The sequence below is a fragment of the Planctopirus sp. SH287 genome, from assembly GCF_056500625.1.
Window position 1 is genome coordinate 1,188,068 of the sequence record NZ_CM151403.1, and the last position, 25,959, is coordinate 1,214,026.

General features: G+C 53.3%; 16 protein-coding genes. 9 read left to right on the plus strand and 7 right to left on the minus strand.

Annotated elements, in window-relative coordinates; genetic code table 11:
- Nucleotides 1–254 precede the first annotated feature (254 nt).
- The 3 genes from SH287x_RS04285 to SH287x_RS04295 all read right to left on the minus strand — a co-directional run bounded on the left by SH287x_RS04285 (nt 255) and on the right by SH287x_RS04295 (nt 4,332).
- Complete coding sequence (locus tag SH287x_RS04285; RefSeq protein WP_479517197.1) at nt 255–1,139, minus strand: IS3 family transposase; 885 nt, start codon at nt 1,137–1,139, stop codon at nt 255–257.
- Nucleotides 1,136–1,441: a transposase gene (locus SH287x_RS04290; protein WP_479517198.1), complete on the minus strand. Its 306-nt coding sequence runs from the start codon at nt 1,439–1,441 to the stop codon at nt 1,136–1,138. Before SH287x_RS04290 ends, SH287x_RS04285 begins: the two co-directional genes overlap by 4 nt.
- Before the next feature lie 755 nt (nt 1,442–2,196).
- Nucleotides 2,197–4,332 carry an FAD-dependent oxidoreductase gene (locus SH287x_RS04295; protein WP_479517199.1) on the minus strand — a complete coding sequence of 712 codons (2,136 nt, stop codon included), beginning with the start codon at nt 4,330–4,332 and terminating at the stop codon, nt 2,197–2,199.
- A 1,126-nt stretch (nt 4,333–5,458) separates the two neighbouring features.
- Between SH287x_RS04295 and SH287x_RS04300 the strand changes: the two genes are divergently transcribed.
- The 8 genes from SH287x_RS04300 (at nt 5,459) to SH287x_RS04335 (ending at nt 18,359) form a co-directional block, all read left to right on the plus strand.
- Nucleotides 5,459–6,553: a ferrochelatase gene (locus SH287x_RS04300; RefSeq protein ID WP_479517200.1), complete on the plus strand. Its 1,095-nt coding sequence runs from the start codon at nt 5,459–5,461 to the stop codon at nt 6,551–6,553.
- Between the two features lie 267 nt (nt 6,554–6,820).
- Complete coding sequence (locus SH287x_RS04305; RefSeq protein ID WP_479517201.1) at nt 6,821–9,508, plus strand: hybrid sensor histidine kinase/response regulator; 2,688 nt, start codon at nt 6,821–6,823, stop codon at nt 9,506–9,508.
- The gene (locus tag SH287x_RS04310) at nt 9,505–10,005 is read left to right on the plus strand and encodes a chemotaxis protein CheW (RefSeq protein WP_479517202.1); all 501 of its coding nucleotides are present in this window, start codon (nt 9,505–9,507) and stop codon (nt 10,003–10,005) included. Before SH287x_RS04305 ends, SH287x_RS04310 begins: the two co-directional genes overlap by 4 nt.
- A 75-nt stretch (nt 10,006–10,080) precedes the next feature.
- Nucleotides 10,081–13,656 carry a methyl-accepting chemotaxis protein gene (locus SH287x_RS04315; RefSeq protein ID WP_479517203.1) on the plus strand — a complete coding sequence of 1,192 codons (3,576 nt, stop codon included), beginning with the start codon at nt 10,081–10,083 and terminating at the stop codon, nt 13,654–13,656.
- Between the two features lie 501 nt (nt 13,657–14,157).
- A complete protein-coding gene (locus SH287x_RS04320) occupies nt 14,158–14,526 on the plus strand; it encodes a response regulator (protein ID WP_479517204.1) in 369 nt (122 codons plus the stop codon).
- The gene (gene cheB, locus SH287x_RS04325) at nt 14,523–15,689 is read left to right on the plus strand and encodes a chemotaxis-specific protein-glutamate methyltransferase CheB (protein WP_479517205.1); all 1,167 of its coding nucleotides are present in this window, start codon (nt 14,523–14,525) and stop codon (nt 15,687–15,689) included. Before SH287x_RS04320 ends, cheB begins: the two co-directional genes overlap by 4 nt.
- Nucleotides 15,686–16,522 (plus strand): CheR family methyltransferase, encoded by an 837-nt coding sequence (locus SH287x_RS04330; protein ID WP_479517206.1) that lies wholly within the window; start codon nt 15,686–15,688, stop codon nt 16,520–16,522. The genes cheB and SH287x_RS04330 overlap by 4 nt, the downstream gene beginning before the upstream one ends.
- 136 nt (nt 16,523–16,658) lie before the next feature.
- The gene (locus SH287x_RS04335; protein WP_479517207.1) at nt 16,659–18,359 is read left to right on the plus strand and encodes a response regulator; all 1,701 of its coding nucleotides are present in this window, start codon (nt 16,659–16,661) and stop codon (nt 18,357–18,359) included.
- A 1-nt stretch (nt 18,360) separates the two neighbouring features.
- Here SH287x_RS04335 and SH287x_RS04340 read toward each other — a convergent pair whose 3' ends face one another.
- The 4 genes from SH287x_RS04340 to SH287x_RS04355 form a co-directional block, all read right to left on the minus strand.
- A complete protein-coding gene (locus SH287x_RS04340; RefSeq protein WP_479517208.1) occupies nt 18,361–19,101 on the minus strand; it encodes a UbiX family flavin prenyltransferase in 741 nt (246 codons plus the stop codon).
- Nucleotides 19,102–19,179: 78 nt separating this feature from the next.
- Nucleotides 19,180–19,953: a bifunctional demethylmenaquinone methyltransferase/2-methoxy-6-polyprenyl-1,4-benzoquinol methylase UbiE gene (gene ubiE / locus SH287x_RS04345; RefSeq protein WP_479517209.1), complete on the minus strand. Its 774-nt coding sequence runs from the start codon at nt 19,951–19,953 to the stop codon at nt 19,180–19,182.
- 216 nt (nt 19,954–20,169) lie between these two features.
- Nucleotides 20,170–21,720: a UbiD family decarboxylase domain-containing protein gene (locus SH287x_RS04350; RefSeq protein ID WP_479517210.1), complete on the minus strand. Its 1,551-nt coding sequence runs from the start codon at nt 21,718–21,720 to the stop codon at nt 20,170–20,172.
- Between the two features lie 432 nt (nt 21,721–22,152).
- The gene (locus SH287x_RS04355; RefSeq protein WP_479517211.1) at nt 22,153–22,437 is read right to left on the minus strand and encodes a transcriptional regulator; all 285 of its coding nucleotides are present in this window, start codon (nt 22,435–22,437) and stop codon (nt 22,153–22,155) included.
- A 526-nt stretch (nt 22,438–22,963) separates the two neighbouring features.
- Between SH287x_RS04355 and SH287x_RS04360 the strand changes: the two genes are divergently transcribed.
- On the plus strand, nt 22,964–25,792 hold the full coding sequence (locus tag SH287x_RS04360; protein WP_479517212.1) for a hypothetical protein: 2,829 nt from the start codon (nt 22,964–22,966) through the stop codon (nt 25,790–25,792).
- Nucleotides 25,793–25,959 lie beyond the last annotated feature (167 nt).

The following is a 25,959-nucleotide window of genomic DNA, read 5'->3' on the forward strand; positions in this document are numbered from 1 at the left end:
CGTGACAGATTGCCTCCATCTGATCTAGATGACCGATCTTGGCTTTCCCCCGATGAGAAGGAAAATCAGGGAAAAGAAAAAACCGTCGTCATCTCTGACAGCCGGATTGTCAGGATAAATATTTCCTGCACCTGTCGTCACCCAGAAGTTAAAAGCCAAGTCTGAGCCACTCTGCTTAATCGCATTTTACTTGGAAGGCCTTAGGGTGACTGGTGCCGTAGCCCAGGACAGGTGGACGGTGGGGAGCACTCTTTTTACACAGCCAGGTTCACGTTGAATCTGGCTTCGAATTCGCTGGGGGTAAGATATTCGAGCGTCTCGTGGATACGCTCCGAATTATAGAACGTTTCAATATAGCCGAACACGCTCAACCGAACATCTTCGATCCTTGCAAATGTCTCATGCTTGGTCCATTCGTGCTTCAATGACCAGAAAAAGCGTTCCGCGACGGCGTTGTCATAGCAGCAACCTTTACGGCTCATCGAACAAGTAATCCCCAGCGTTCGGAGCGTCTGTTGATAGATATCACTCGTATACTGGCAGCCTCGATCACTATGATGCAATAAGCCTTTGGTTTCTGGTCGTCGTGAATGGATCGCATTCCTCAATGCTTCGCTCACCAGCGGGGTGGTCAACCGATCCGACAGCGCCCAACCCACCACCTTCCGACTGAACAGGTCGAGCACTACTGCCAGATAGACCCAGCCATGAGTCGTCTGTAGATAGGTAATATCGGTCACCCACTTTTCATTCGGCCTGGTCGCCGTGAACTCTTGAGCCAGCACGTTTTCTGCGGGTCGTTTTGTCGGGTCGGTTTGCGTGGTGGTGGGCCGGTAGCGACGAATGACACGGCTTTTCAGGCCCATTTCCCGCATCGCCCTGGCCACCGTGTTACGACAAGCCGATTCCAGTTGACCGCTTTGTTGAAGCTTGTGAGAGATCTTTTCGCTGCCATAAATTTGGTGAGACTGCTCGAAAACCTGCTTCACCGCCTCATGAATCTTCCGCGTGCGCCCGGCTCGCGAACCAGGCTTGGCCGAGAGTGAACGATAGAAGCCGCTCTTGCTGGCATTCAGCACACGGCACATCGCATCGATAGGGTAGGAGTCCCCATGCTCTCGAATCCAGGCGTATTTCACTGTGACTCCTTCGCGAAATACGCCGTGGCTTTTTTTAGTATTTCGCGTTCCATTTCGGCCCGCCGCAGTTCTTGTCGCAGCCGCTTGTTTTCGGCTTTCAGTTCATCGAGAGAGGCGTTGTCGCCGCACGGTTCCGGTGGGGGTGCGAATTGCTGGTGCCACAATCGCAAGTTGTTTTCCCCCACATCCAGAGCCTTGGCGGCATCCTTGAAGGAGTAACCTTGCTTGACAATTAAGTCTACAGCATCACGTTTAAACTCTTCGGTAAACGACCGCCGCACACGTTTCGATTTCTGAGACATCAGGACCTCCGGAAGGCATTTTCATAAATCCCCCCACCGTCCACCAGTCCTGGGCTACGGCATCTTATGCAGGTGCAGGACTAGTTATTGCAGAGAATCTTGTTTGCTTAATTCATTATTGAGTGCGGTCCTTAGTTCCGAAGCACTCTTTGACATAGATTCCATATGACCATTAAGCTTTAATATCTCTCCAAAATTTGTGCTGCTCTCAAGCTGATTTAATGCCTCAGCGTTCATTTGATTCAGTTGTTCATGCAGCGAATTGTGTAGTGTCTTAGGATCGAATCTTTCGTTCATCGAATATGGTTTCCTATGGGGAAGGGGAGCAGGGTAGCACAGGTTGCTCGTCTTCGAGCTACCTGTGTGCTGGAAGCACAAGAGGCTGATGGTCGATAAAACAGGACGCGCAGTTATCCCCATTGAACGTCGTTGCCCGATCTGTGGTCAAGCCGTGAAAGCCTTTAGTTGGCCCATTTTCAATCTCGCCAACCTCTTATGCCGTTGTGGCCCAGGGAGACTGAGCGCAGTCAACCTGGGCCACAACGCGGGATAGATAAGACCAAGGTGGGTTGCGTAAAGCTTTAACTCCATCCGACGCCTACTGACCCAAACCCCGCAAGGGACGCAAGGGGAGCGGCCACAACGGGGCCGCGAATCTTCAGCCCACGACCCGGCCGATAGGCCCAAGCCCCGAAAGGGGGCCGCGAATCTTCAGTAAACATCCCGGCCGATAGGCCCAAACCCCGCAAGGGGGGTTAATCTTTGACAGGCAGTGCCTGTACCGCATCAATAATGACATGACCATCGGTCTTCTCATTGGAAATCACCACCTGCACGGTCTGACCAGCATTAAGAGTCATACGGCCCAATGTATGAAAGCCATCTTTTCCGGCAGCGTTTCGCTGATTGACGGTCGTCTCACTTCTTAGCGTGCCCGCTTCAATCACCACAGGAACATTGCTGGCGCGATTGGCATTAGGTGTCCAACTCATCCGAATGTCGTAGCTGCCGGTCTTGGGGATCTTCAGTTCAAAGAGAGCTGATTTCTCGCCCTTTTGCTCATTTCCATCCGTCTGATAGCCATTACCGACGAATCCGTTCATGGCACCACTGGCTGTCCATTCGCCCTTGGTTCGGGCCAAAGTATCATCCACAACGACACCGGGGAGTGAGCTGGGGACGATACCTGCTGTGCTGCCTTTGGAGCCTTGCCACTCGAGCACCTGCTTATCTTCCAGCAGCTTTTCCCGCAGTTTGGCATAATCGACATCCTGCACGGTGGTCTTGCCATCGATGGCAAAGTTAGCTGCTGTCGCGGCCGATTGCCCCAGCACCATGAAGACAGGCTCCATACGGATCGAGCCATAGGAAATGTGCGAAGCCGACAGACACACGGGAACCAGCAAGTTGGTCGCGTGCTCTTTCGCCGGGCGAATGCTCTTGTAGGAAATGGGGTAGGGGGGAACGCCGACTTGAATATCCCCCTCATTCCGCACATAGCCTTCTTTGGTGACGTACCGCTGGCAGTTATGGGAATCCATGTTATAGGCCCCCATTCCGACAGAATCCTCCGCTGTCACTTTGCGCTGGCAGTGATTTTGAGTCATCACATAGTCTGAAATCATGCGGCGGGCCTCACGCACATAAAGTTGTGGTGGCCAGTTATCGGTTTCTACAAACTCATCCTTCGCCAGCCCCAGCTTTTGGAAATGATCGCGAATTTCCTGCGGCACACGGGGATGGTTGGCCAAAGTCCACATCAGTCCCTGCTGGTACTTACGGTGGTCATCAATGATCGCCTGACGCTTGGTGTAATCCGCGTCGGGATACTCATAGTTTGCCCCGATATAGTCCGTGGACACTGCAAAATTGTTGTTGGTGTCGGTCTTGCGGTTAGGCATCCACACAGGATTCCAGGACTTGCGATGATCGCCGGCTTCGCAGTTTCTCAGCACCAGTTCATAAGTCTTTTCGTCGTAGCCTTCCGGCTTGGGCCATGCCCGGCGGTTCTCGGCCACGTCAGTCGTGCACATACGATAGTTATAAGCCTGCACCCGATGATCACCGGCACCTTCTTCTCCTGGGCCACCTGCCTGAATCAGAGGAATCAGTCCACTTTCAGGCTTACCGGGGATCACGTAAGGATCAACCTTTTGAGTAAACTGGTGGTGGGTCGATTTTTCGACGCGAATGCCATTCAGGGTTTCGCCGTAAACGCTTTCTCCCTCGCGCCCCACGTGATAAGGCACGCCAGCCTTTGCCATCAGGTCACCTTCATAGGTGGCGTCAATAAACACCTTGCCAGAGTAGACGTTCCCAGATTCCATGGTGATCGATTCAATCGCCTTGGTTGTGGAGTTCTTCTTCACACCATTCTTCAGATCAAGCCGCTCGTTCATCACAACTTTGATAGCCGGATATTCAGCCAGCCAGTTTTGATAAACCTTCATGGCTACATGAGGCTCGAATGTCCACATCTCATTCTCACCGCTCGATTTGCGACGTTCGCTATACTTGGAAGCCGTTTCGTGAACCCAGTTCTTGGGATCGGCATACCATTTTCCCACACGCTGGTAGAACTCGCGCGAGAGTCCGCCAATAGCGGCTTTATTGCCAATATCAGTGGCTCCCAGGCCACCTGTCGTCAATCCGCCCAGATGATTCGAAGGCTCGATCACGACGACCGATTTCCCCAACCGGGCCGTCTGAATGGCGGCTGCAATTCCCCCCGAAGTTCCCCCATAGACCACGACATCCACGGGGGGCGCCTGTTTGGCTGTTGCTGTCGAGGTGGCTGGTTTTTCGTTGCCAACACCCGTCAGAGGGAGCCAACAGATTACACCGGCCAGCCCACACGCAAAAAGAGAGACGACAGACCGAGTCGATATCATAGCAGTGCCTTCGATCAGTGTGGCCAGAATCAGGGTGAACCGCCTTCATTCACTGAGAGTGAGCAGGCAGCATGCCCTTGCTTATACCAGACGTTTGAAACAAAAGCACTTATTGATGCGTCATCAGCCTCAACAAAAACAAAACAACCCCGAACCACTGTTGCCAATGATCCGGGGCTGCTGGAAAACTCCGGCCTCTGTCAGGGCTTTTCCACGACATCACCCAGGTTCTTTGAACAGAACTTTGAAGGGTGCGTGGTGGTGTGTTGGATTTCACCGAGGTGAGATCCCGCCGGTAAGACAAATTGTCACTTTCATGACTTATGACTCAGGTAAGGTGATCACTTGTCATGAAAGTTGAATTGCCATTGTCCATTTCTCGAATTCGAGGGGAAAGTCACGCCAAGCGCGACTTCCCACCGGTGACGACTGCAACATCGCACCGGCAACAGGCCCTGACCAGGCCGGGTGAGGAGACTTCTGTCCGGAATCACAACCAGAGTTTTGCAACTCCACCTGTAAGGCGCGCCCAAATGAAGTCCCTCACTCCATCACCTCTTGTTGCGCAAAAAAAATTGCAGAAATGCCTTTGGTACACGGCATGTCATCGCAACAAACCCTCGCCCGCGAAGGCGGGAGAGGGTGGCACAAAGTGCCGGGTGAGGTCTTTTGCAATAGGCACCCACTCTATAAACACCACCACCGGCTATCCATCGGCAAACAGGTGTTATATATATAGTCTTACGTAGGGTGCATGTAGCGCAGCGCAATGCACCAACTCAACTACATCCCTGGCAACCCACCCATCATTTCACCAAAGACCAAAAATCAAACTCCCCAAACCCCGCAAGGGGTGCAAGGGGAACGGCCACAACGGGGCGGCGAATCTTCAACCCACGACCCGGCCGATAGGCCCAAACCCCGCAAGGAGGCCACAAACCCCGCAAGGGGACTGGCGGCGTAAGACCCAAACGTGGATGAACAACTGACCCCATACGCCGCCATGAAGCCCGTGAGGGCCCTGTAAGGGGTGGCAACCGAGCGAGCGACAAGCATAATGATTGTGTATTGAATTCTCAGTCGAACAGTTTCAACCACAAACCTTCCAGCCAAGGCAAGCAAGTTCATGGATCACGCCTACGACGCGTTGTTGATCGTTTCCTTTGGCGGCCCGGATTGTCCAGAAGATGTCATGCCCTTTCTGGAGAACGTGCTGCGAGGAAAACCCGTTCCTCGGGAGCGGATGTTGGAAGTCGCTGAGCATTATTACCATTTTGGCGGCAAAAGCCCGATCAACGATCAGGTCAGGCAACTGATCCAGGCATTGGAAGTCGAGCTGAAGTCGGCGGGCATCGACTTGCCCATTTACTGGGGAAACCGCAACTGGCATCCCTTGTTGACTGATACCGTGCAGAAGATGGCCAATGACGGCGTTCAACACGCGCTAGCCTTCTTTACGTCGGGCTACAGTTGCTACTCCGGTTGCCGGCAATATCGCGAGAATATCATGGCCGCTCGCACTGCCGTCGGAGAGCAGGCGCCGGTGATCGACAAAACCCGCATGTTTTACAATCACCCTCTTTTCATTGAAGTGAATGCTCAACGAATCCAGCAGGCCTGGGCATCATGGACACTCGAAGAATGTTCTCAGGCTCATGTTATTTTTACGGCTCACAGCATCCCGCGATTAATGGCTGACCGCTCGAATTACCAGCTGCAACTGACCGAATGCAGCCAACTGGTTGCGAAGGAACTCGGCCTGCCGGCAGATCGATGGTCACTCGCGTACCAAAGCCGCAGCGGCCGACCGCAAGACCCCTGGCTGGAACCCGATATTCTGGATCATATGAAGGCGATGAAAACAGCGGGGGGAACGCACATTGTCGTGGCGCCGATTGGATTCCTCTCCGATCATATGGAGGTCTTATATGACCTCGATGAAGAAGCCCGTTTACTGGCTGACTCCCTGGGCCTGCATTTTGCCCGTGCCGGCACAGCAGGATCACATCCCCTGTTTGTGAGCATGATCCGGGAATTGATCGAAGAGCGACTGGGACGAAGTTCCTGCCGCCGTACGATTGGACACTTCGGCCCCAGCCATGACTTCTGCCCCACCCATTGCTGTGAATATCCGGTCTCTCGTCCCGCTCCACGCGACATTGCCGGTTCTGACGCTCGTATCGAGAAGAAAGCCGGAGATATCGGAAAGGCACGACAGTAAAACACTCAAATCCGGAATTTCGTTTCTCGCGATGCAATCTGTTCACCCCGTCTGCCGATAGCAGAATCGAACCGGCTCCGTTTCGGCCAGTTCTGCCTGTCTTCATCTCTTCTCAACGGAGACGTGAAAACGGATAAGCCAGAGCTTGCAACTTCACTTCAGTATCCAAAATCATAGGCGACAACGCTCATGAGGGGGGAAACGGAAGGCTGTTGCGAAATTCCTTTCCTCGGGGCCAGCCGAGCATATCGCGCAGGGACATGGTGTATGGACGAGGACATCCTGCAGGAATTCCTGACGGAAAGCTGGGAAAACCTCGCTCGGCTCGATACCGAGATTGTCGCCTTGGAGAAAGAACCCGGCAACGGGAACCTTCTGGCAAGCATTTTCCGGACGATTCACACCATCAAAGGAACATGCGGTTTTCTTGGATTCCAGACGCTGGGAAAAGTCGCGCATGCCACGGAAAACGTGCTGGGGAAAATGCGGGATGGCCAACTGGATGTCACCAATGAAGCCGTCTCGCTCGTGCTTGAAGGTGTCGATGCCATCAAGCATCTCCTGGAAGTCATCGAGCAAACCAAAGCAGAACCTGCATTTGAATCGGCAGGGCTGATTCATAAACTCGATTTACTGGCTTCACTGAGCGCTCCCCCTGCGCCGTATCAATCACCAAACCACACGCCCGAAGCGAATTTGGCAGCTGTTGCAAGCCTTACTGTTGCGCACCCATCAATCACCGAGCCGACCGCCACAATAAAACCACTGCCCGTTTCGCCCACATCTGAAATTACCGATTCCGAACCTGCTCCAACGAAACCCATTAAGGCCAATCCTTCAGTGGCCATGACCGGCACCACGGCCATGGATCATGGAGATGGCGAGTCCGAAACACGCCGGTCATCAGCAGCCGACCTGTCGATTCGCGTCAATGTCGATGTGCTCGACAAACTGATGAACCTTGTCGGTGAACTGGTGCTGACACGCAACCAGTTACTGCAAATGGTTCGTGGAGAAGACGAATCCCGCTTTCAGGTTCCTGTCACTCACCTGAACCGTGTCACAACGGATCTTCAGGAAGGGGTGATGAAAACACGGATGCAACCCATCGGCAACGCCTGGAGCAAACTGCCCAGGCTTGTCCGAGACCTCGCTCAAGTGACGTCCAAGCAGATCGAATTAGAAATGCACGGGGCAGAAACCGAGCTGGATCGCACTGTTCTGGATGCGATCAAAGACCCTCTCACTCACATGGTGAGAAACTCTGCCGACCATGGGATTGAAAAGGCAGACATCAGAAGAAGAAACGGAAAATCAGAAACAGGAATCGTCCGGCTGAAAGCCTATCACGAAGGCGGGCATGTCATTATTCATATCGAAGATGACGGCGGAGGAATCAACGCGGCGCGCATTCGCCAGAAAGTGCTGGAAAAAGCCCTGGCGACTGAGACCGACCTCTCCCACATGACGGATGAAGAAGTCTTGCAGTTCATCTTTCTGCCAGGATTCTCGACAGCAGAAACCGTAACCAGCGTTTCCGGTCGCGGTGTCGGCATGGATGTCGTACGCACAGCAATTGAACGAATCGGCGGTACCGTCGAATTAAGCTCGCGGGTTGGCCAGGGAACAACCATCCGCATTAAAATCCCACTGACTCTGGCCATCATCTCCGCATTGGTCGTTTCCAGCGTCGGACAGTCGTTTGCCATTCCTCAACTGGGAATCGTCGAACTGGTACGGCTAACCGTGGATGACCTGCATCGCGTCGAACGCATCCATGATCAACGTGTTTTCCGCTTGCGTGATCGATTGTTGCCACTCTTGAGATTAAGCGACGCTTTGAAGCTCTCACCTCCGGATGATGGCAGCGAGGACATGAGCATTGTCGTCGTTCAGGTGGGCGATGATCAATTCGGACTGATCGTTGACGAAGTGTTCGACACTCAGGAAATCGTCGTCAAACCATTAGGAAGCATTCTCAAAGACCTGCGTGTCTATCAGGGCACCACCATACTCGGCGATGGCCGCGTCATCATGATTCTGGACGTCGCCGGCGTCGCCAACGCGCTGGGAGGAACATCCACACGGACTCAAAGTGAGCTGCGCAACCTCTATCAGGAAGGGGTTGGAAAGGACGACAACAAAACCAGTCTCCTCCTGTTTTCCACACCGCAACACGAAACCATGGCTGTTCCATTGGGGTTGGTGGCTCGCCTTGAGGAGTTCACCAGCAGCCAGATCGAGCGGGTTGGTGAACAACTGATGGTTCAGTATCGGGGAGACCTCTTACCTCTGATCCCCATCCGAGGACATCACAGCGCCACGGGAAAGCGCGAGATTCAACCCGTCGTCGTCTTTAGTGATGACTCCCGCATGATGGGGCTGATGGTCGAGAAAATTGAAGATATCATTGAAGAATCAGTCTCGATCAAAATCCAGGGAACACGCCCCGGAGTGTTCGGCACCACGGTCGTCGCTGGCCGTGCGACCGAAATTATTGATATCCAGCACTATCTGACATTAGCAAATCCTCGCTGGTTTGATCGAAATGAGACCAGCCAGCGACTCAAAGTGCTCGCCATCGACGACTCCCCGTTTTTCCGTCAGTTACTGCAAACGGCCATTGAAGCCGATGGGCACCGGGTTGTCACCGCCAATGGAGGGATTCAAGCTCAGTCCATCATTGAACGAGGTGATCACTTCGATGTCATCATTTGTGACATTGAAATGCCAGACATGGATGGTTGTCAGTTCGCCAGATGGTATCGCAAACGTGACAGCGATCAAAACCCCACATTAATCGCGATGACCTCTCTTAGCTCTGATGAACATCGCCAGCGAATCCTGGCAGCGGGATTTGATTGCCATCTGGCCAAGTTCAACCCTCAAGAACTCAGTGCCTCAATGACCGAGATTTGCCGGCAACAACGAACCATGGCAGGAGTCCCGGCATGATTGCACCTGTTGAAATCCTCCATAGCCAGGACTCCCCCCACGAAGGTCGCAGGCAGTTTGTTACCTTCTGGGTTGATGACCAGTTGATGGGGATTCCCGTCGGTATGGTTCAGGAAGTTCTGAATCCACAATCGATTGCCTCTGTGCCGCTGGCTCCCCGTGAAATTGCCGGTCTTCTTAATCTGCGGGGACAGATTGTCACCGCCATCAATTTGCGCCGTCGACTCGGTCTGTGCGATTACTCGGCCGCCGAAGGAAGCATGAACGTCGTGCTCCGCTACCACGGTGAGTCATTCAGCCTGCTCGTTGACTCAGTCGGCGATGTCCTGGATATCGCCGGCATACCGCATGAAGCGCCACCACGCACGATTTCACAGACTTGGAAAACATTCACTCAAAGTGTCGTCCGACTCGAAAACAACCTGTTGCTCCTGCTGAATGTCCCCAGCATCCTCAGCATTGGCACACCGATCGAAGGGCGTAACGGACTGAACTGATCTCAAACGATGTTCCCTCTAAAATCCGATTTCTCAGCCCGAAAGTAAGCAACCAAGCAGCATTCCCGAGCGACCATGAGCATCACTCAACCCCTGGTATATCCCGAGCAACACGACGATCTGGCTATTGATGCCAGCGCGGTTGCCAGGGCATTCCCGGCGCATCTGGAAGCGGTCTGGCCGCAAGCTCAACAAATCGTGCCCCACATTCATCCCGAATTGTGGCAAGCCGCTCTGGAAAGAGGAGTCACCGTCGTTGCCAAGGTCGCTCAGAAACCCGAACAACTGGCTCGCTTTGCAGCCGATCTGAGGGATCAGACACGTCAGATCCCCTGGACACTGGTCGAACTCACGGCCATTGAAACAGCAATTCTCCGTTCATTGGCAGAAGTCGCAGGAACTGGCTGGACGGTTCATCGACAGAAAATCTGGCAAACAGCACTGAAAGAATTACGCCACACACTGCTCGCTCCCCCAAACTCAACGCCAACTGAACGATCTCACCAAACTGCATTTTCAAAGTCTGCGATGCCCATGATCGCCCCTCCTGATGTGACTTCATCCCGTGCAGAGATTGGTAATTTGACGCCCTTTTCCCATGCGGACATTCCTTCCTCTCCATCGCCTGCTCGTATCGATACGAAGCCTCAGGAAAATGCCATGACCTCAGCACAAATTCTGGATCAGATTGCCCAGGCAACCCCCATGGCAACTCAAGGTCACCACGATGTTTCTCAGGCCAGTTCCCACCGGATTTTGGCCGAAACCATCCCCACTGGCCTGATGCACGTTTCAAAAGCCGGCATCATCACGTTCATGAATTTCCGCTGCCTGGAAATGCTGCGGCTCATTGCGGCTGATCTCAAACTGATTCCCGACGACCTTGTGGGAGGGCCAGCACAAACTTTTTATGACCGTATTCCCGGTTTGGCGCAACTGGCTGCCAATGTCTTCACTCCTCAGCAGATGACCTTTAACACCAGTGGAAAGTGCCTCCAGTTCCATCTCACTCCAGCCGCGCTTCCAGGAAGCACGCGAGACGGCATCGCCATTTCCATTCAGGATATCACCGAGGCAAAACAGGCGGAAATCAAAGCCCTTGAACATCAGGAACATCTGGTGGCCACCGCTCGTGTTCTGACCGAACTTCAATCGGCTGAAACGCCAGAAGATGCCGCTCGTCGCGCTTTGGAGGCTGTCCAGACCGGTTTTGGATGGGCCTACGGATCGTACTGGGCAATGGACTCAACCACCCGCTCTCTGAAATTTGCCCTGGAAGCGGGAACAGTCAACCCGGAATTCGCCGCCCTGACAAGAACCACCACGTTCTCTGAAGGTGTCGGACTGTGCGGCAGAACATGGCGGCAGCGAGATCTGATTTTTGTGCGAGACCTGTCTCAGGTTGCGGATTGCGTCCGCGCACCAGTCGCGATTCGTGCAGGAGTCAAATCGGGCGTTTGTTTCCCCCTGATCGTCGACGATCAGGTCGTGGGAACCATGGATTTCTTTGCGCAGAAAGAGCTTGATCTTTCTCAAGCTCGCATTGAAACCTTGCGTTCGATTGGCCGGATGGTCTCCAACCAGATCCAGCGCCTCCGGGTTGCGAATGCCCAGGCAGAAATCGCCAAAGATGTCGAAGCCACCAATGGAATCCAGCTGGCACTGGCAAACTCCACCAACCCCATTCAGGCCGTGCAGATTGCGCTAAAAACTGTAATGGACGTCTTCAATTGGGAATACGCTTCGTACTGGACAATCGACCCGAAAGATCAGCTTCTCAAGTTCACCACTGAGGAAGGGATCGTCTCACCCGAGTTCCGCCGCGTCACAGAGTCAGCCAGCTTTGCCAGAGGAACAGGCCTCAATGGACGCGCCTGGCAAAACAAAGATCTCATTTTTGCGCAGAATCTTGCGACCGTTACCGACTGCGTTCGCGCTCCCTCTGCTCAAAACGCTGGCGTAAAATCTGGTATCGCCTTGCCAATCACACTCTATGGCGAAGTCGTTGGCACTGTCGATTTTTTCACGACAAGGGAAATCACCCTTTCCAAAGAACGCATGGAAGCGCTGCGGGGAGTTGGCCGCATCCTGTCAGGAACTTTGCAGCAACTCGATGCCTTCCGCATGAAGTGCATGGTCGAATCCATGCCGTCCAACATGATTCTGGCAGACGCGGAATTCAAGATTACCTACCTGAATCCCGCCTCAAAGAACCTGCTGAAAACCCTGGAAACATACCTTCCCGTCAAAGTGGAAAACTTCATCGGGCAGAGCATCGATATCTTCCACAAGACCCCTTCGTATCAGCGCAATATCCTGAACAATATGGGCGGAAAATCTCGCAATGCCCAGATCCAGGTTGGCCCCGAATGGCTCAATCTGGAGATCAGTTCGGTCACTGATGCCACCGGAAAACCAGTCGGTTCAATGATCACCTGGGACGTCGTGACAGAAAAACTTCGGACTGAAAATGAAGTCGCACGCATTCAGAACATGATGGACAACCTGCCCATCAACGTCATGATGTCCAATGTCCAGGGAACGCTGGAATACATCAATCCAGCTGCCGGCGAAACGCTCAAACGATTGGAGCAGCACCTGCCACGTCGTGCCAGCGAACTCAAAGGCAAGCCTTTTGATATGTTCGCAAAACATGCCGAACTTCAGAATCGTATTCTGGGAGGAGCGAAAGACCTCCCTTATGCCACACGGGTTCAGCTGGGAACCGAATATCTCGAAGTCCAGATCAGCGCAATTTACGACAAAAAAGGGGACTTTGTCGGGCCGATGGTGACCTTCAATACCATCACAGAGCAGGTGCAAATGGCCGACTCTTTCGAGCAGGATATTCGGGGAATTGTGGAAATTGTGACCACATCAGCCACCGAAATGCAGGCCAGCGCTCGTTCACTGGCCGCCACGTCTGACGAAACCGCACGGCAAGCTCAAGTCGTTGCGGCTGCCAGCGAAGAAGCCACTCGCAACGTTGAAACCGTCTCTTCTGCTTCCGAAGAACTTTCCAAATCGATCTGCGAAATTGCCCGTCACGTTCAGGAAGCTTCCAAAATGACCGCCACTGCGGTTCATGATGCCGAACGAACCAATGCCACCATCCGCGATCTGGGAACTTCCAGCAATGAAATCGGGCAGGTCGTCAAAGTCATCACATCGATTGCCCAGCAAACCAACCTGCTGGCACTCAATGCCACCATTGAAGCCGCCAGAGCAGGTGAAGCAGGCAAGGGCTTTGCGGTCGTAGCCAATGAAGTCAAAGAACTCGCACGGCAAACAGCCAAAGCCACCGAAGAAATCAGCCAGAAAATCAACGCCATTCAAAGTGCAACTGGTGTCGCCATCACCGCCATCGGTTCGATTGGTGAGTCCATCCGGAAAATCAACGAAATCAGCACCACGATTGCCAGCGCTGTCGAAGAACAATCGGCTGCAACCAATGAAATTTCACGCAATGTTTCCGAAGCCGCTCGCGGCACCGCCGAGGTCTCTTCAAACATTACGGGAGTTTCTCAGGCTGCCGATGAAGGCGGTAAAGGGGCAGGGGATATCCTCACCGCCGCCGAAGGACTCGCCATTGAGTCCACCCGTCTTGATCAAGCCACCACAGTCTTCCTCAAGAAACTCCGTACCCATTAAACCTGGTTCCAATCAGTAAACAGTAAATAGTAGGGTGGGTTAAGGCTTTGCGCAACCCACCAGTCTGACTTCCGAAATCAGGCATTTAACCCAGTAGGGTGCATGAAGTTCCGACGGAATGCACCAAGGCATATTTAACAACACTTAAACAGTAGGGTGGGTTAAGGCTTTGCGCAACCCACCAGTCTTAGGCCTGTCCGAAATCTCTCAAATCCTTCTCCCTTGAGGGAGAAGGTGGCCGTAGGCCGGATGAGGGGGAGCACGTGGTTCCCGATGAGGGGTTGCCTATTGTTATAAGAAACACTTGAGTAGTAGCAACCCACCGGTATTACTATCAACACGCCACCTGACACGTACCACCGTTTAATAAATCGACCTGAATTCTTGTCACAACGTTTTCCCATCACACCGTTCACAACCCGGCACATGCCTCAAGAGATGTGACTCTCTCGTGGTCTGCTGGCTCCCCGAACGTCTGACCTTTACGACAAGGTTACTTGCATGAAGACTCTCCTTTTAGTCGACGATTCGCGGGCTGTCCGCCTGGCGACGCGACGCATGGTGGCCCCCATGGGTGTCGAAATTCTCGAGGCAGAAGACGGCAGCCAAGCCTGGGATCGTGTTCAGGAACACCCTGAAATCGACGCCATTCTGCTGGACTGGAACATGCCCGTCATGGATGGCATTACGTTCTTGAGGAAGCTGAGGGAAGATAAAACCCAACGCCAGCCTGCTGTCATCATGTGTACCACAGAAAACGACCTGCCAAGAATCCTGGAAGCGATTCAGGCAGGTGCCAACGAATACATCATGAAGCCTTTCACGGAAGAAATTGTGCGTGAAAAACTGGCAGGAACAGGAATTCTATGAACCACAGACCCATCTCGGTTCTGGTGGTAGACGATTCGGCGGTGATTCGCGGACTCATGGCCCGTGTGATCGAAAAAACATCCGGATTGATGCTGGCAGGAACCGCCATGCACGGGGAAGCCGCACTGGCGTTTTTACGACGGACAGCCGTCGATGTCGTGCTGTTAGACGTTGAAATGCCCGTGATGAACGGTTTGGAAGCGCTACGCCGCATCCAGGCTGAATTCCCCCACGTTCATGTCATCATGGCCAGCGCGCTGACAACCAGCGGTGCTCGCGAAACGGTTCAGGCTCTCGCACTGGGTGCCGCCGGCTGTGTTGCCAAACCACAGGCAAATTCCGCGTCGGAAGCGATTGCTCAGGTGGGTGCCGAACTGATCCCGTTGATCAAGGCACTTGTCATCCATTCGGAGCAGGAAACTCCAACCTCTTCATCGATTTCGAGCGGGCGCTCACACCTGCCGTCATCCAATGCACTCGCAGATCGCAATTCGGCTCCTTCCGGAAAATTATCTGGAAGTAAAGATTCCGGGACTCACCCACAGTCAGCAATGTCATTGCGCCATAAGCTCACTCGTCCCATCGAAGCCATCGTCATTGGAACAAGCACCGGCGGCCCCAAGGCACTCAGCCAGATTCTCTCCAACCTTGATGACTCCATCAGGCAACCCATTCTGATTGTCCAGCACATGCCAGCCGCGTTCACCCCCATGCTGGCCAAACATCTGGCCAGCGACTCGGGACGAACTTGTGTTGAAGCCCAGACGGGAATGGCAATTCAGCCACGACACATCTATATCGCTCCGGGAGACTATCATTTTGAAGTCATCCGGCAGGGAACCGGAATCACCGCCAGACTCCATCAAAACCCTCCCGAACACTTTTGCCGACCTTCCGTCAACCCGTTGTTCCGCTCAGCCGCTCAGCTCTGGGGCAACCGTTTGGCAGCGATCATGCTGACGGGAATGGGGGAAGACGGCATCGAAGGGACTCACGCCATTCATCAGGCCGGTGGGTATGTTTTGGCACAAAATGCTGCATCCAGCGTGGTCTGGGGAATGCCTGGTGCGGTTGTTAAAGCGGGGTTGCACGATGAATGCCTCCCATTGTCAGAGATCCCTTTAAGAATCCTGCAGATCGCATTATGGAAAGGGGCCGCATGACAATGGATACCAGTGACTACGAGTTTTTTTCGGCACTTGTCGCCAAACGATCCGGACTCTCTCTGGGAGCCGGGAAAGAGTACCTGCTGGATGCTCGGCTCACGCCGATTGCCAATTCGCTGGGCTTATCGAACCTTTCTGAACTGGTAAGGCGCTTGCGGACAACGCGCGATGAAAACCTCGCAGCCACGATCACAGAAGCGATGACTACCAATGAAACTCTGTTCTTTCGAGATCGCACTCCGTTTGATGAATTGCGAGATCAGTTGCTTCCAGAAATGATCGCCAGTCGGCAGAGCCGGCGACGCCTCAGAATCTGGTCAGCAGCCGCGTCCACAGGGCAGGAGGCCTATTCGCTACTGATGATGATTCGCGAGTCGTTTCCTCAATTAAACGGTTGGCGAATTGAAATCCTTGGCACCGACATCAGCCAGCAGGCCCTCGCCAAGGCGCGCGCAGGGATCTATTCGCAATTTGAAATCCAGCGAGGACTCCCCATCCAATTGCTGGTGAAATATTTCAGGCAAGTCCCCGAGGGCTGGCAGATCAATGATGAATTGCGCAGTGCAGTGACTTTCAAATCCCTGAATCTCCTGGATCCGTTCGGCTCACTGGGTGAATACGATCTGATTTTCTGCAGAAACGTATTGATCTACTTTGATCAAAGCAACAAATCTGCCATTCTGGAGCGAATGGAGAAACAATTATGTCACGATGGCTACCTGGTTCTGGGAGCAGCCGAGACCGTTTTGGGAATCACCAATCGTTTTAATCGCGTACGAACATGCAAATCAGCCGTCTATTCTCCAGCCAGAGCATTCCAGACAGTTTGAACGATCCAGAAGCATTTCAGGCAAAGCGATCATAAATTCAAAGATTCTCATGCAATCTCTGGCGAGATGAGAGTATTTTGTAGACACTGTTGTAACGCTTTCTGAACTTGATCAGTGCTCATTGGAAGGGTGGTTCGTGGCTGTTCCCGACCGGGTGGTGGTTCTCGGAGCAACCAGTGATCAGCATCAGCAGATTCTGGATCGACTGCGGGACGACTCACTGAAGTTGCTTTCCCCGACAGCGCCATTTTCTGGAACAACGCCGGAAGAGTTTCCGGATGCTGTGCTTGCCGTGGGATCGATGGCCGAACTGGCCATGCGACTGAACGAGATCACCGCGATTGTTCAGCACTTGCCAGACGGCCTGATCGTGCTGAATTCAGATCAGGATCTGATCTGGTGGAACCGCCGTGTCGAACATCTCGCGGGAACGACACAGCTGGCGGGTCGCAATTTCTTTGAGGTTCTCCAGCACCCCTTAATCGAAGGGCCTGATTTTGCTCCTTTGAACCGGGCATTGGCCACAGGCGAAACCACACGAACCAAACTGCGGATCAGTGATAAGCAGTTTTTAGAAATTCTCGCGTCACCCGTCCTGATGCCTGACAGCGAACTCCCCTTGGGTTTAGTGGTCACAATTCACGACATTACGAATGATGTCCTTGAGCAGCAAAAGCTCAATGCCATCCATCAGGCGGGCCGCGAACTGGGCGATCTTTCCGCAGAAGAATTGATTGAGATGTCGGTCGAAGACCGCATCGAACTGCTCAAGCAGAAGATCATTCTCTTCACGCAAGACACGTTGAACTACGAGACCATTGAGATCCGTTTGTTGGATCGCCGAACCAAGCAGCTCGAACCCCTGTTGCATGTCGGCATGACAGAAGAAGCCTCGCATCGCGATCTTTATGCGAACGCCCAAGGCAACGGTGTCACTGGCTACGTGGCCGCCACGGGAAACAGTTATCTCTGTGAAGAGACCGCCATTGATCCGCTCTACTTACCGGGAGCTTTGGGAGCATGCAGCTCTTTAACGGTACCACTCATTCTCCACGATGAAGTCTTCGGCACCTTCAATGTTGAAAGCTCAAAAGTCGGAGCATTTTCTCATCGAGACCTGCAGTTCCTGGAATTATTTGCCAGAGAAATTGCCATCGCCCTCAACACGCTGGAACTTCTCGCCGTTGAGAAGATGACCACACAGAGCGAGAGCATGAACCTTGTTCTCAAGGAAATTCACCGCCCTCTCTCGGAAATTCTGGGAGACGCCACCTGGATTCTTGATGAGTTTATTGGGCATCAGCCAGAGATCTGCGAGCGCCTTCAGCGAGTGATTAATCACACACGCGGGATTCGTGACCTGATCATGAAAATCGGCGAAGCAGGGCAGCCTTCCATGCCTCATGCCCCTGTCACTTATTTCCCTCAGCAACGCTCCAAAATTCGTGGGAAGCGCCTGCTCGTTGTGGATCAGGACGATGCCATCCGGCAGGCCGCCAATGACTTGCTGGTTCGCTTTGGTTGTATTGTGGAAGCCGCCAGCAGTGGTGCCGAAGCAGAACGGCTCGTGAGGGGCTATCACTACGATGCAGCCATCATCGATATCCGCCTGCCTGACATGACCGGCTTTGATTGTTTTGTCCGCATCCGCCAGCTCAATGAGCATCTCCCCGTGATTTTGATGACGGGCTTTGGCTACGACCCCTCACACTCCATCGTCAAAGCACGGCAGATGGGCCTGAAATCGGCTCTGTACAAGCCCTTCCGCCTCGAGCAATTGCTGACCGAATTGGAGAAAGTCACAACTCCTCCAGGCGATGCAACTCCCCAGGCCTGAATCAAACAGATGGCGTTTCCGGATCAAACGAGTCCAACCCACGCAATTCCGACGACTCACTCCATCGGCGGCCTAAGGTATGGGGGATCGACAACTGATCGCAAACTCTGGCCACGATAAAATCGACCAGATCAGCCACTGACTGTGGCTCATGATAGAACCCCGGCATCGCCGGTAAGATCACGGCTCCAGCATCCGCTAAACGCTTCATATTCCCTAAAGCAATCGTGCTCAGTGGCGTCTCCCGCGGAACCAGCACCAGCTTGCGACGCTCTTTAAGATGAACATCAGCCGCTCGGTGAATCAGGTTACTGGACAACCCTTGCGAAATCGCTGCCAGCGTCCCCATCGAACAAGGGCAGATCGCCATGCCATCAGTCAAAAAACTGCCGCTGGCAATTCCCGCAGAATAGTTGCGATCAGAATGGAAGATAATTTTTCCCAATGGCATATTGCCACTGTCCGCACAATTCGGGGAGAGTAATGGGCGAAATCCATAGTGCGATAACGCCTGCGAGGTCAATGACCCCAGGGGAGGCGGAAGGAAAGAGGGCGTGTCAGAACCATCGGCTGAATGCTGAAAGACAGGCAGCTCAAGCTGCAATTCATGAGAAAAAACTTCTCGGGCAGCCGCACTGATCACCAGATGGACTTCCGTATTCGCAGCGACAAGCGTTTCCAGAAGCCTCAGACCATAGGCTGCTCCACTCGCTCCCGTCAGAGCAACAACAATGCGGCGCATGACATTCAGTCCTTGGTCAAGTCAGTCCAGAAGATGCATTAACATGAGTATCAGTGATGACAAAACACCGGGCATCTCTCACGAAGGCTCATGAACAGGCTTAACACCCACATAAAGCGTGGCAATTCCAAACGTCAGTGGCCAATACTTGACATCAACCAACCCCGCTGTCCTCAGATGACCGGCCAACTCCTCTCCATAAGGGAACTCAGCGACAGAGGAGGGGAGATACTCATAAGCCGCTTGCCGATTTTGAGCGAGCATCTGGCCAATACGAGGCAGAATATTCTTGAAGTACCAGAGATAAACCGCGCGAATCAGCCGGTTGCCTGGCAGCGAAAATTCGAGAATCGCGACCTTTCCACCGGGCTGGCAAACACGCGTCATTTCCGAAAGCCCCTGTTCCATCCGGGTCACATTTCTCAATCCGAACGCCACCGACACAATTTGAAACTGACCGTCATCAAAGGGGAGGGCCTGCGCATCAGCTTCGATAAATGTTAACGGTGCTGGAGTCACTGGCCCATTCTTCATTTCATGATTCAAGGCCGAAGAGGGCGATTTCTTCCGCGCCAGAACCAGCATTTCATGTGTGAAATCGGCTCCCACCACAGGGATTTTTCGCTTGTGGTAGTTCCAGAATGCCAAGGCTAAATCACCCGTTCCGGTGCAGACATCCAGAATGGGAGCATTCCCGATCAACCGACACTTCCGAATCGCCAGCCATCGCCAGTAATAATCAACGCCTCCAGAAAGCAGATGATTCATCAGGTCATAACGACCAGCGATTTCTCCAAACATCTTACGGATACGCGTCTCGGATTTATCAACCGAAGGGAGGCTGACCGTCATGCGGCTTCCTGCTTATTAAAGACTTCAATCAAGTCGTGTGATTCGATTTGTCGTCGGACTCTAAAGACATCTGAAAAAAACGGTTGTGCTGGTTTGAAAATGCCCAATGCTTCGTCAAATCCAGTGGCACCAGAGCTTTTGTGTGAGCTTGCAAGAGTTTAGTGCCAAACCATCGTTTCGTCCTGAAGTTTCCCATAACGAGACCACAAGATCTTATCAGGCAAACCGGAATCCGTATTCTTGCCAGCGATCATGAACCCGTTGTTTGATCTCGGAAAAATCATTTGTCGGCCCGACAGAACGGCCCCAGGGAGTGGTGGCATCAACTCCCAACTTCTCACTGCTGGCCAGCGGCGGAAGAATCGGCACAAACCCGGGGCTTACTGATGATGAAGTCCCCATCGCCCAGGGAACAGCCGATCCTCGCGAGACTACAAAAGCCTCAGAGGAATTCACTTGCCCTGCCATCGCATGCCAGATGGCGGAAGAATCCTGGAGACGAATCTCCTCATCGAAGACCACCACCAATTTCGCTTCCGAGAGAATTGGTAATGACCAGACAGCATGCAGCAACTGTCGACCATGTTCAGAATGCTGTTTTTTGAGCCGAACCAGTACGATCTGGTGCCCTTCATTTCTGGCAGGAAAATAAAGCTCCTGCACTCCAGGCACCATCGCTGAAAGCCGTTGCAGCAGCATCTGCTCCAGCAGGCGATCAACCTGATGTGCCTCGCGTGATCCGGGAAGCACCTGAGGAACCACCGGCAAGGCTTTGTGTGTGATCGCAGTCACATGAATTAATGGGAACTCACCATCAACAGGCTGCCAGCGGGATGAACGTGAGGAAAGATGGAACCGTTGGACAGGAGCAATGGTGTCAATAAATCCTTCGATAACAATCTCAGCTTCAGCCGGGACATCCACTTCCAGCGAACGGGCACGAGCGACGGCAAACCCACCCTCACGACGGCGACCAACAAATGACCAAAGGTCGTTGCCCCAGACGGATTCATGAGCCTTGAGCCATCGTCCAGACAGTGCATGGAGAGCAATGTCAGCTCCTAATGCCAGCACCACGGGCAGTTGGCGCCCTTCGCGAGTCGCTTCCTTCAGATGCTGCCAGGATCGATGGTCTTCTGGCCAGACACAGGACAACGTTTTGGAATCAATGACATGGAGGTCACAAGAGTCGATAAAACGATCACCTTCCGCACCAACAGTGATCGATTGACCCCGAAATAATGTGGCGCAGGGATGCTGCGCATGCAGCTTCATCGAAGGAAGCATCGTCAGGTCAAGATCTGTCCCTAACCGAACCACCTGTTGGGAAGGGGCACTTCGCTGGCGAGTTGTTGGCCCACTGCCGCCCGACCAGTTAAAGAGCGACGTCTCTTTAATTGGCCCTTCGTGAGTCGGAAAGCAATCAGAAATCTGATTCCATTGAGCAACCCCCAATGCCTGGGCACACCGCCGTTCTGTCGCCAGAAGATTCACAACCACAGGAAATCGGCTGCCGCGCACATCCTCGAACAGAAGGACGGGAGGAGACTCCCAGCTCTCGTCAGCCTGTCGGACAATTTCTGCCAATTCTTCCACAGGATCGACAGCTGCGCCAATCCGCACCACTCCCGGAGACCCGCCGCACTGGGGAGAAGCCCCATGCTCGAAAACACCTCGTTCTCCAATACCGCGTTCTCCAATACCGCGGCCAAGTGGCTCGGCAGCTAAGGCCTGTAAGAACATTTCAATCGAGCCAGCCGTCTTCATTCCTCAGGCTTTCCCACAATCGAGGGCATACGTGTTCGCGAATTCCGCCCAATACTCAGCCATTGAGCAAGGAAGAACGGCGAGCGTGATTGTGGCTTGTTCTCCTCAAAAAATCGCCGCACTCCATGAGTCGTACTCACTGAAATGCCAAGAATCACCCGACAAGCCATTCTCTAGACGGCGGAGTGTCCCAGACATGACAGAGTAGCCCAAACATGGCGGGGTGGCCCAGACGTGGCTTTGCACGTCCGGGTGACGCAGTCACAAGAAAGTGCGTTTGTCAGTGAGTTTAGATAGCGAGATATCAACTCACCTCAATGCCGCGATTCAGGAGGCGAAAAAGTTGTGGATAAAAGACAGAGGTTCCGAGCAAGCATGGCTTTCTCCTTGTACCGCAGAGAAATGAGCCAGGCTTCAGCAGCCTCTTCAGTTCTATTCGCTTTCTAACCGCTGACGAAGTTCATCGCGTTCGCTTCTAGTGACTTCCAAATCGAACATTAAGTATTTGATGTCCAATCGAAGTTGACTCAGTGCTTCCTGAACAAGATTCAGAATCCTTCGCCGCCGTTTCACACTTTCCACAACCTGGTCGTAAGCCTGCTGTAGCTCCTGATTTCTTCCGCCGGTATTCAGCAGGGCAATGCGACGGCCTAAATCAGAGAGTTCCCGAGGAAGCTCTTCAGCATCTGGGTTCGGCAGCCGCGATGCGTAATCCATGTTGTGCCTTTTCTTGGCGTTCAGAAATACCGGGAACGTAATCCTTGGAAACAGATTTTGTGCCAGTGACCCCGCCAAATGCAACCAATTGACATAAATCGATATTGGATAATATGTTGTGTCGATTTATCCAGACATCCCCAAGCATGGCCTTGTTGAAAAAATGCCACACACTGCACAAAACCTTGATCGCAAAGACGTTTACCTGAAAGCATTTGCGTAATACACTTGGCATTCCCGACTGTTGAAAAAATGAGACATCACTGACGTTTTCCTTGAAAACAAGTCGATATCACTGACAACTGACTGACGAACGAGTCTGCATTGGCCTTGTGAAACAAGTACCCCCTGCATGGATGCAATGGGCCTGACACGAATGACAAGGGATTGGCTCCTCATCAACAAGGAGCCGGCCCTTGGGCGAATTCTCATCACCCTTCTCGGGTGGATGTGTCTTTCGGCGTGCGCCTTTGCCGATTTTACCGAATCGTTCGATACTGAACAAACAAAATTGCGCCCCACCGTCATGGGGACCCGCAACCGGATTGTGGCGCATTCACGAGAAAGCACAGCCGCACATTCAGGCAAACGCGGCGAAGTCTTTCGTGCCGAAATCATAGAAGACAACAGCATCATTCGCGCCGAAATGCCCCTTCCCAAAGGGCGTGCCCTGGAAGGAGTGAAAGCCGAATTATTTCTTCGCAGCAATCGGCCAGGCGCCGTTCTGGCAATCAAAGTGATCACGCGATTCGCTCGTCATCCAGAAACAGGGGAACCCCTGGAAGTCGTCATTTCTGGCGATCCCTACACCTCTGCGGGAAACTGGCAAAAGTTGTCCTGCGGACTCACGGAAAAAAATCTCTCAGAAAAGATCCGTCCACTCCGTGCCAAGTATCAGCAGGCCATTCCGATCAGCGATCTGGTCATCGATTCGATCCTGCTCGCTTCTCCTGCGGATCGGGGATTAGTCGAAATTGCCGTCGATGATCTTCAGGTTGGCCCTTTGGTCGAACTGGAAAATTTGAGTTCAACCGAGGCCGTGGCTCCTGAAGCCGAGCTGGTTTCTCACGTCGAGTTTCGCCTGGATCGACTGGTGGTCGATGGAAAGCCCATGCTTCCCCGGTTTGTCCCCTGGCATGGAGAAACCCCACGTGACTTGCGGCAAATGGGCCTCAACCTTGTCTGGGCACCTGACTGGTCTGATAGTGCTTCTCTCAAAGAACTCCGCGCTGCCGGCCTGTGGGTCACAGCCACGCCCCCCAAACCGCGAGCATCAAATGGAGAAAAGCTCCTGGCCGATGAAGCCGGCTTGCCCCCATTCCTTTCCAACACTTCGCCAATTCTCTTCTGGAATCTCGGAACACGTGTTTCAGGACGTGTCAGTGAAGATCTGATCAATTGGGTCGAACAGGTTCAGGCATCCGATCGACAAATCCGCCGCCCTCTTGCCGCCGATGTCGTGGGTTCCGAACGCCTCTATTCACGGCACATTGATATGCTGGGAATGAGCCGTCATATCATCCATTCTTCCATGACTTTTCTTGAATATCGTCGCTGGCTGGTCATGGAACGCTCTCGCGGCAGGCCGGGAACCTTCGCCTGGACATGGCTGCAAACGGAGCCATCTCCTCACTGGAAAAAGTTTGCCACAGAAGCCACCGCCACGCCGATGGCCACGAGCAGTTCCAATGACGAGTCTCTGCCGGCAACCCGCGCCCAGAATCTGGCGGGTATTCCACACGTCCATCACATCGAACCGGAACAGATCCGGATGCAAGCCTGGATCGCCCTCACCAGCGGATATCGTGGCATTGGCTACTGGAGTACAAAACCGATCGACGATCCCACCCCGCTGGCTCAGGAACGGCGGGCCGCCCTGGCCATGCTCAACCTCGAATTGGAATTGTTGGAACCATGGTTGGCGACCAGCAGCCCGTTTGCAGAAACCTCGTTCACCATTGAGCAGGGCCGGGCTTCCGAAAATCGTTCATCGCGCAGTTCAAGTAAGGAGACAGGAGGAAAGCCCACTCCCCATGATGATGAAAATGGAGAACTCTCTGCCACCGTTTTGCGAACTGAACTAGGCACTCTTGTCATCCCCATGTGGCTGGAGTCAAAGTCGCAATATGTTCCTGGGCAACTGGCTGCGCCATCGGCCACCATTATTGTCCCCGGAGCCAACGAAGCAGCCTCCGCCGTGGAAATCACACCCACCGGGCTAATCAGCCTGAAGCATCGCCGTGTGACAGGCGGATTAGAAATCACACTACCCAAGTTTGATCAGACAGCCATCATTCTTCTGACTTCCGATCGACAACTGCTCGCCCAGTTGGAACAGCGGGCCGCCGCCATTCAGGCCACTTATGCGGAATCCTGCCTGGAAATGACACGCTTGAAACTGGAACGCGTTCGGCAAGTCGACAATGAATTACAGCAATTAGGCGTAGGGCAAGCCGATAGTCCACAAATGTTGGGATCGGCACGAATTTACTTTGAAAAGGCTGAATACGCCTTCCGCAATCAAGACTACCGCGGAACCCGGGATGCCTGCCTGGCATCATTGCAATTGGCAAGGATTCTCCAGCGAGCACACTGGGATAAGGCCGTTCACAGAAGCACAACACCTTTGGGAAGCCCATATACCGTCTGCTTCCAGACGTTGCCGCTCCATTGGAAATTGATCGCCCAGGTGGGACGCTCCAATCTGCATAATGGGGAAAACCTTCTGGCATCTGGTGATTTTGAAGCACCGGATCAATTGGTCACGGATGGCTGGACTCATCTTCAGCACGATATTCCCGGATGGGTCGCTCTGGCTGAATTATTCCCTGGTGGGTTGGAAAGCCGCTACGCCCTGAGATTAGCCGCTTTTGAGCAACAAAATGACAAACAAGGGAAGCCGACAGTCCATGATCAGCAAATTGATGGCGAACCATTGCTCACCATTCGTTCGCCAGCCGTGGAATATTCAGCCGGGGATATCCTCTATCTCAGTGGATCTCTCCGGATGCCCAAGCCCATCGTCGGCCCCACCGATGGCCTGACAATCACAGACAGCCTGACGGGTAAAGCGGGTCTGCATCGCTTTTCTCCCTCCAAAGACTGGCAACGGTTTGAGTTGGTTCGCCCCTGCCAGGAAGCCGGCAGCATTCAATGGATTATCGAATTGGGCGGTGCAGGGGAGGTGCTGATCGATAACCTCCAAATCCGCAAAATGACAAACGCACAATTAGCATCAGGTCATTCTAATCCGGAACAATCCAATGGATCCAAACTGCGGTCACTGATTCCCAAATGGCCCCAGCGATCCAAAAACGATTCGGCTTTACCCCCCGAGAAATTGCCTTCCCGCTGAGCAATCGATCAGCAGGAACTGGTCACGATTTCCTGAAATAAAGGGCAGTGACGCGAACGCCACTTTTTTTCTTGCCCAGTCGTTACGGGAATCTCGGTACTGAAAAGTCGTGCAGAGACTTCAACTTCCCGCCGGCAGTCCGTACGATTCCCATCGTCGCACTTCCC

Bases quoted from the DNA above. Each gene is read 5' to 3' on its own strand.
- SH287x_RS04290 (WP_479517198.1), bottom strand. From the start codon at position 1,441: ATGTCTCAGAAATCGAAACGTGTGCGGCGGTCGTTTACCGAAGAGTTT.
- SH287x_RS04295 (WP_479517199.1), bottom strand. From the start codon at position 4,332: ATGATATCGACTCGGTCTGTCGTCTCTCTTTTTGCGTGTGGGCTGGCC.
- SH287x_RS04300 (WP_479517200.1), top strand. From the start codon at position 5,459: ATGGATCACGCCTACGACGCGTTGTTGATCGTTTCCTTTGGCGGCCCG.
- SH287x_RS04305 (WP_479517201.1), top strand. From the start codon at position 6,821: ATGGACGAGGACATCCTGCAGGAATTCCTGACGGAAAGCTGGGAAAAC.
- SH287x_RS04310 (WP_479517202.1), top strand. From the start codon at position 9,505: ATGATTGCACCTGTTGAAATCCTCCATAGCCAGGACTCCCCCCACGAA.
- SH287x_RS04315 (WP_479517203.1), top strand. From the start codon at position 10,081: ATGAGCATCACTCAACCCCTGGTATATCCCGAGCAACACGACGATCTG.
- SH287x_RS04320 (WP_479517204.1), top strand. From the start codon at position 14,158: ATGAAGACTCTCCTTTTAGTCGACGATTCGCGGGCTGTCCGCCTGGCG.
- cheB (WP_479517205.1), top strand. From the start codon at position 14,523: ATGAACCACAGACCCATCTCGGTTCTGGTGGTAGACGATTCGGCGGTG.
- SH287x_RS04330 (WP_479517206.1), top strand. From the start codon at position 15,686: ATGACAATGGATACCAGTGACTACGAGTTTTTTTCGGCACTTGTCGCC.
- SH287x_RS04340 (WP_479517208.1), bottom strand. From the start codon at position 19,101: ATGCGCCGCATTGTTGTTGCTCTGACGGGAGCGAGTGGAGCAGCCTAT.
- ubiE (WP_479517209.1), bottom strand. From the start codon at position 19,953: ATGACGGTCAGCCTCCCTTCGGTTGATAAATCCGAGACGCGTATCCGT.
- SH287x_RS04350 (WP_479517210.1), bottom strand. From the start codon at position 21,720: ATGAAGACGGCTGGCTCGATTGAAATGTTCTTACAGGCCTTAGCTGCC.
- SH287x_RS04355 (WP_479517211.1), bottom strand. From the start codon at position 22,437: ATGGATTACGCATCGCGGCTGCCGAACCCAGATGCTGAAGAGCTTCCT.
- SH287x_RS04360 (WP_479517212.1), top strand. From the start codon at position 22,964: ATGGGGACCCGCAACCGGATTGTGGCGCATTCACGAGAAAGCACAGCC.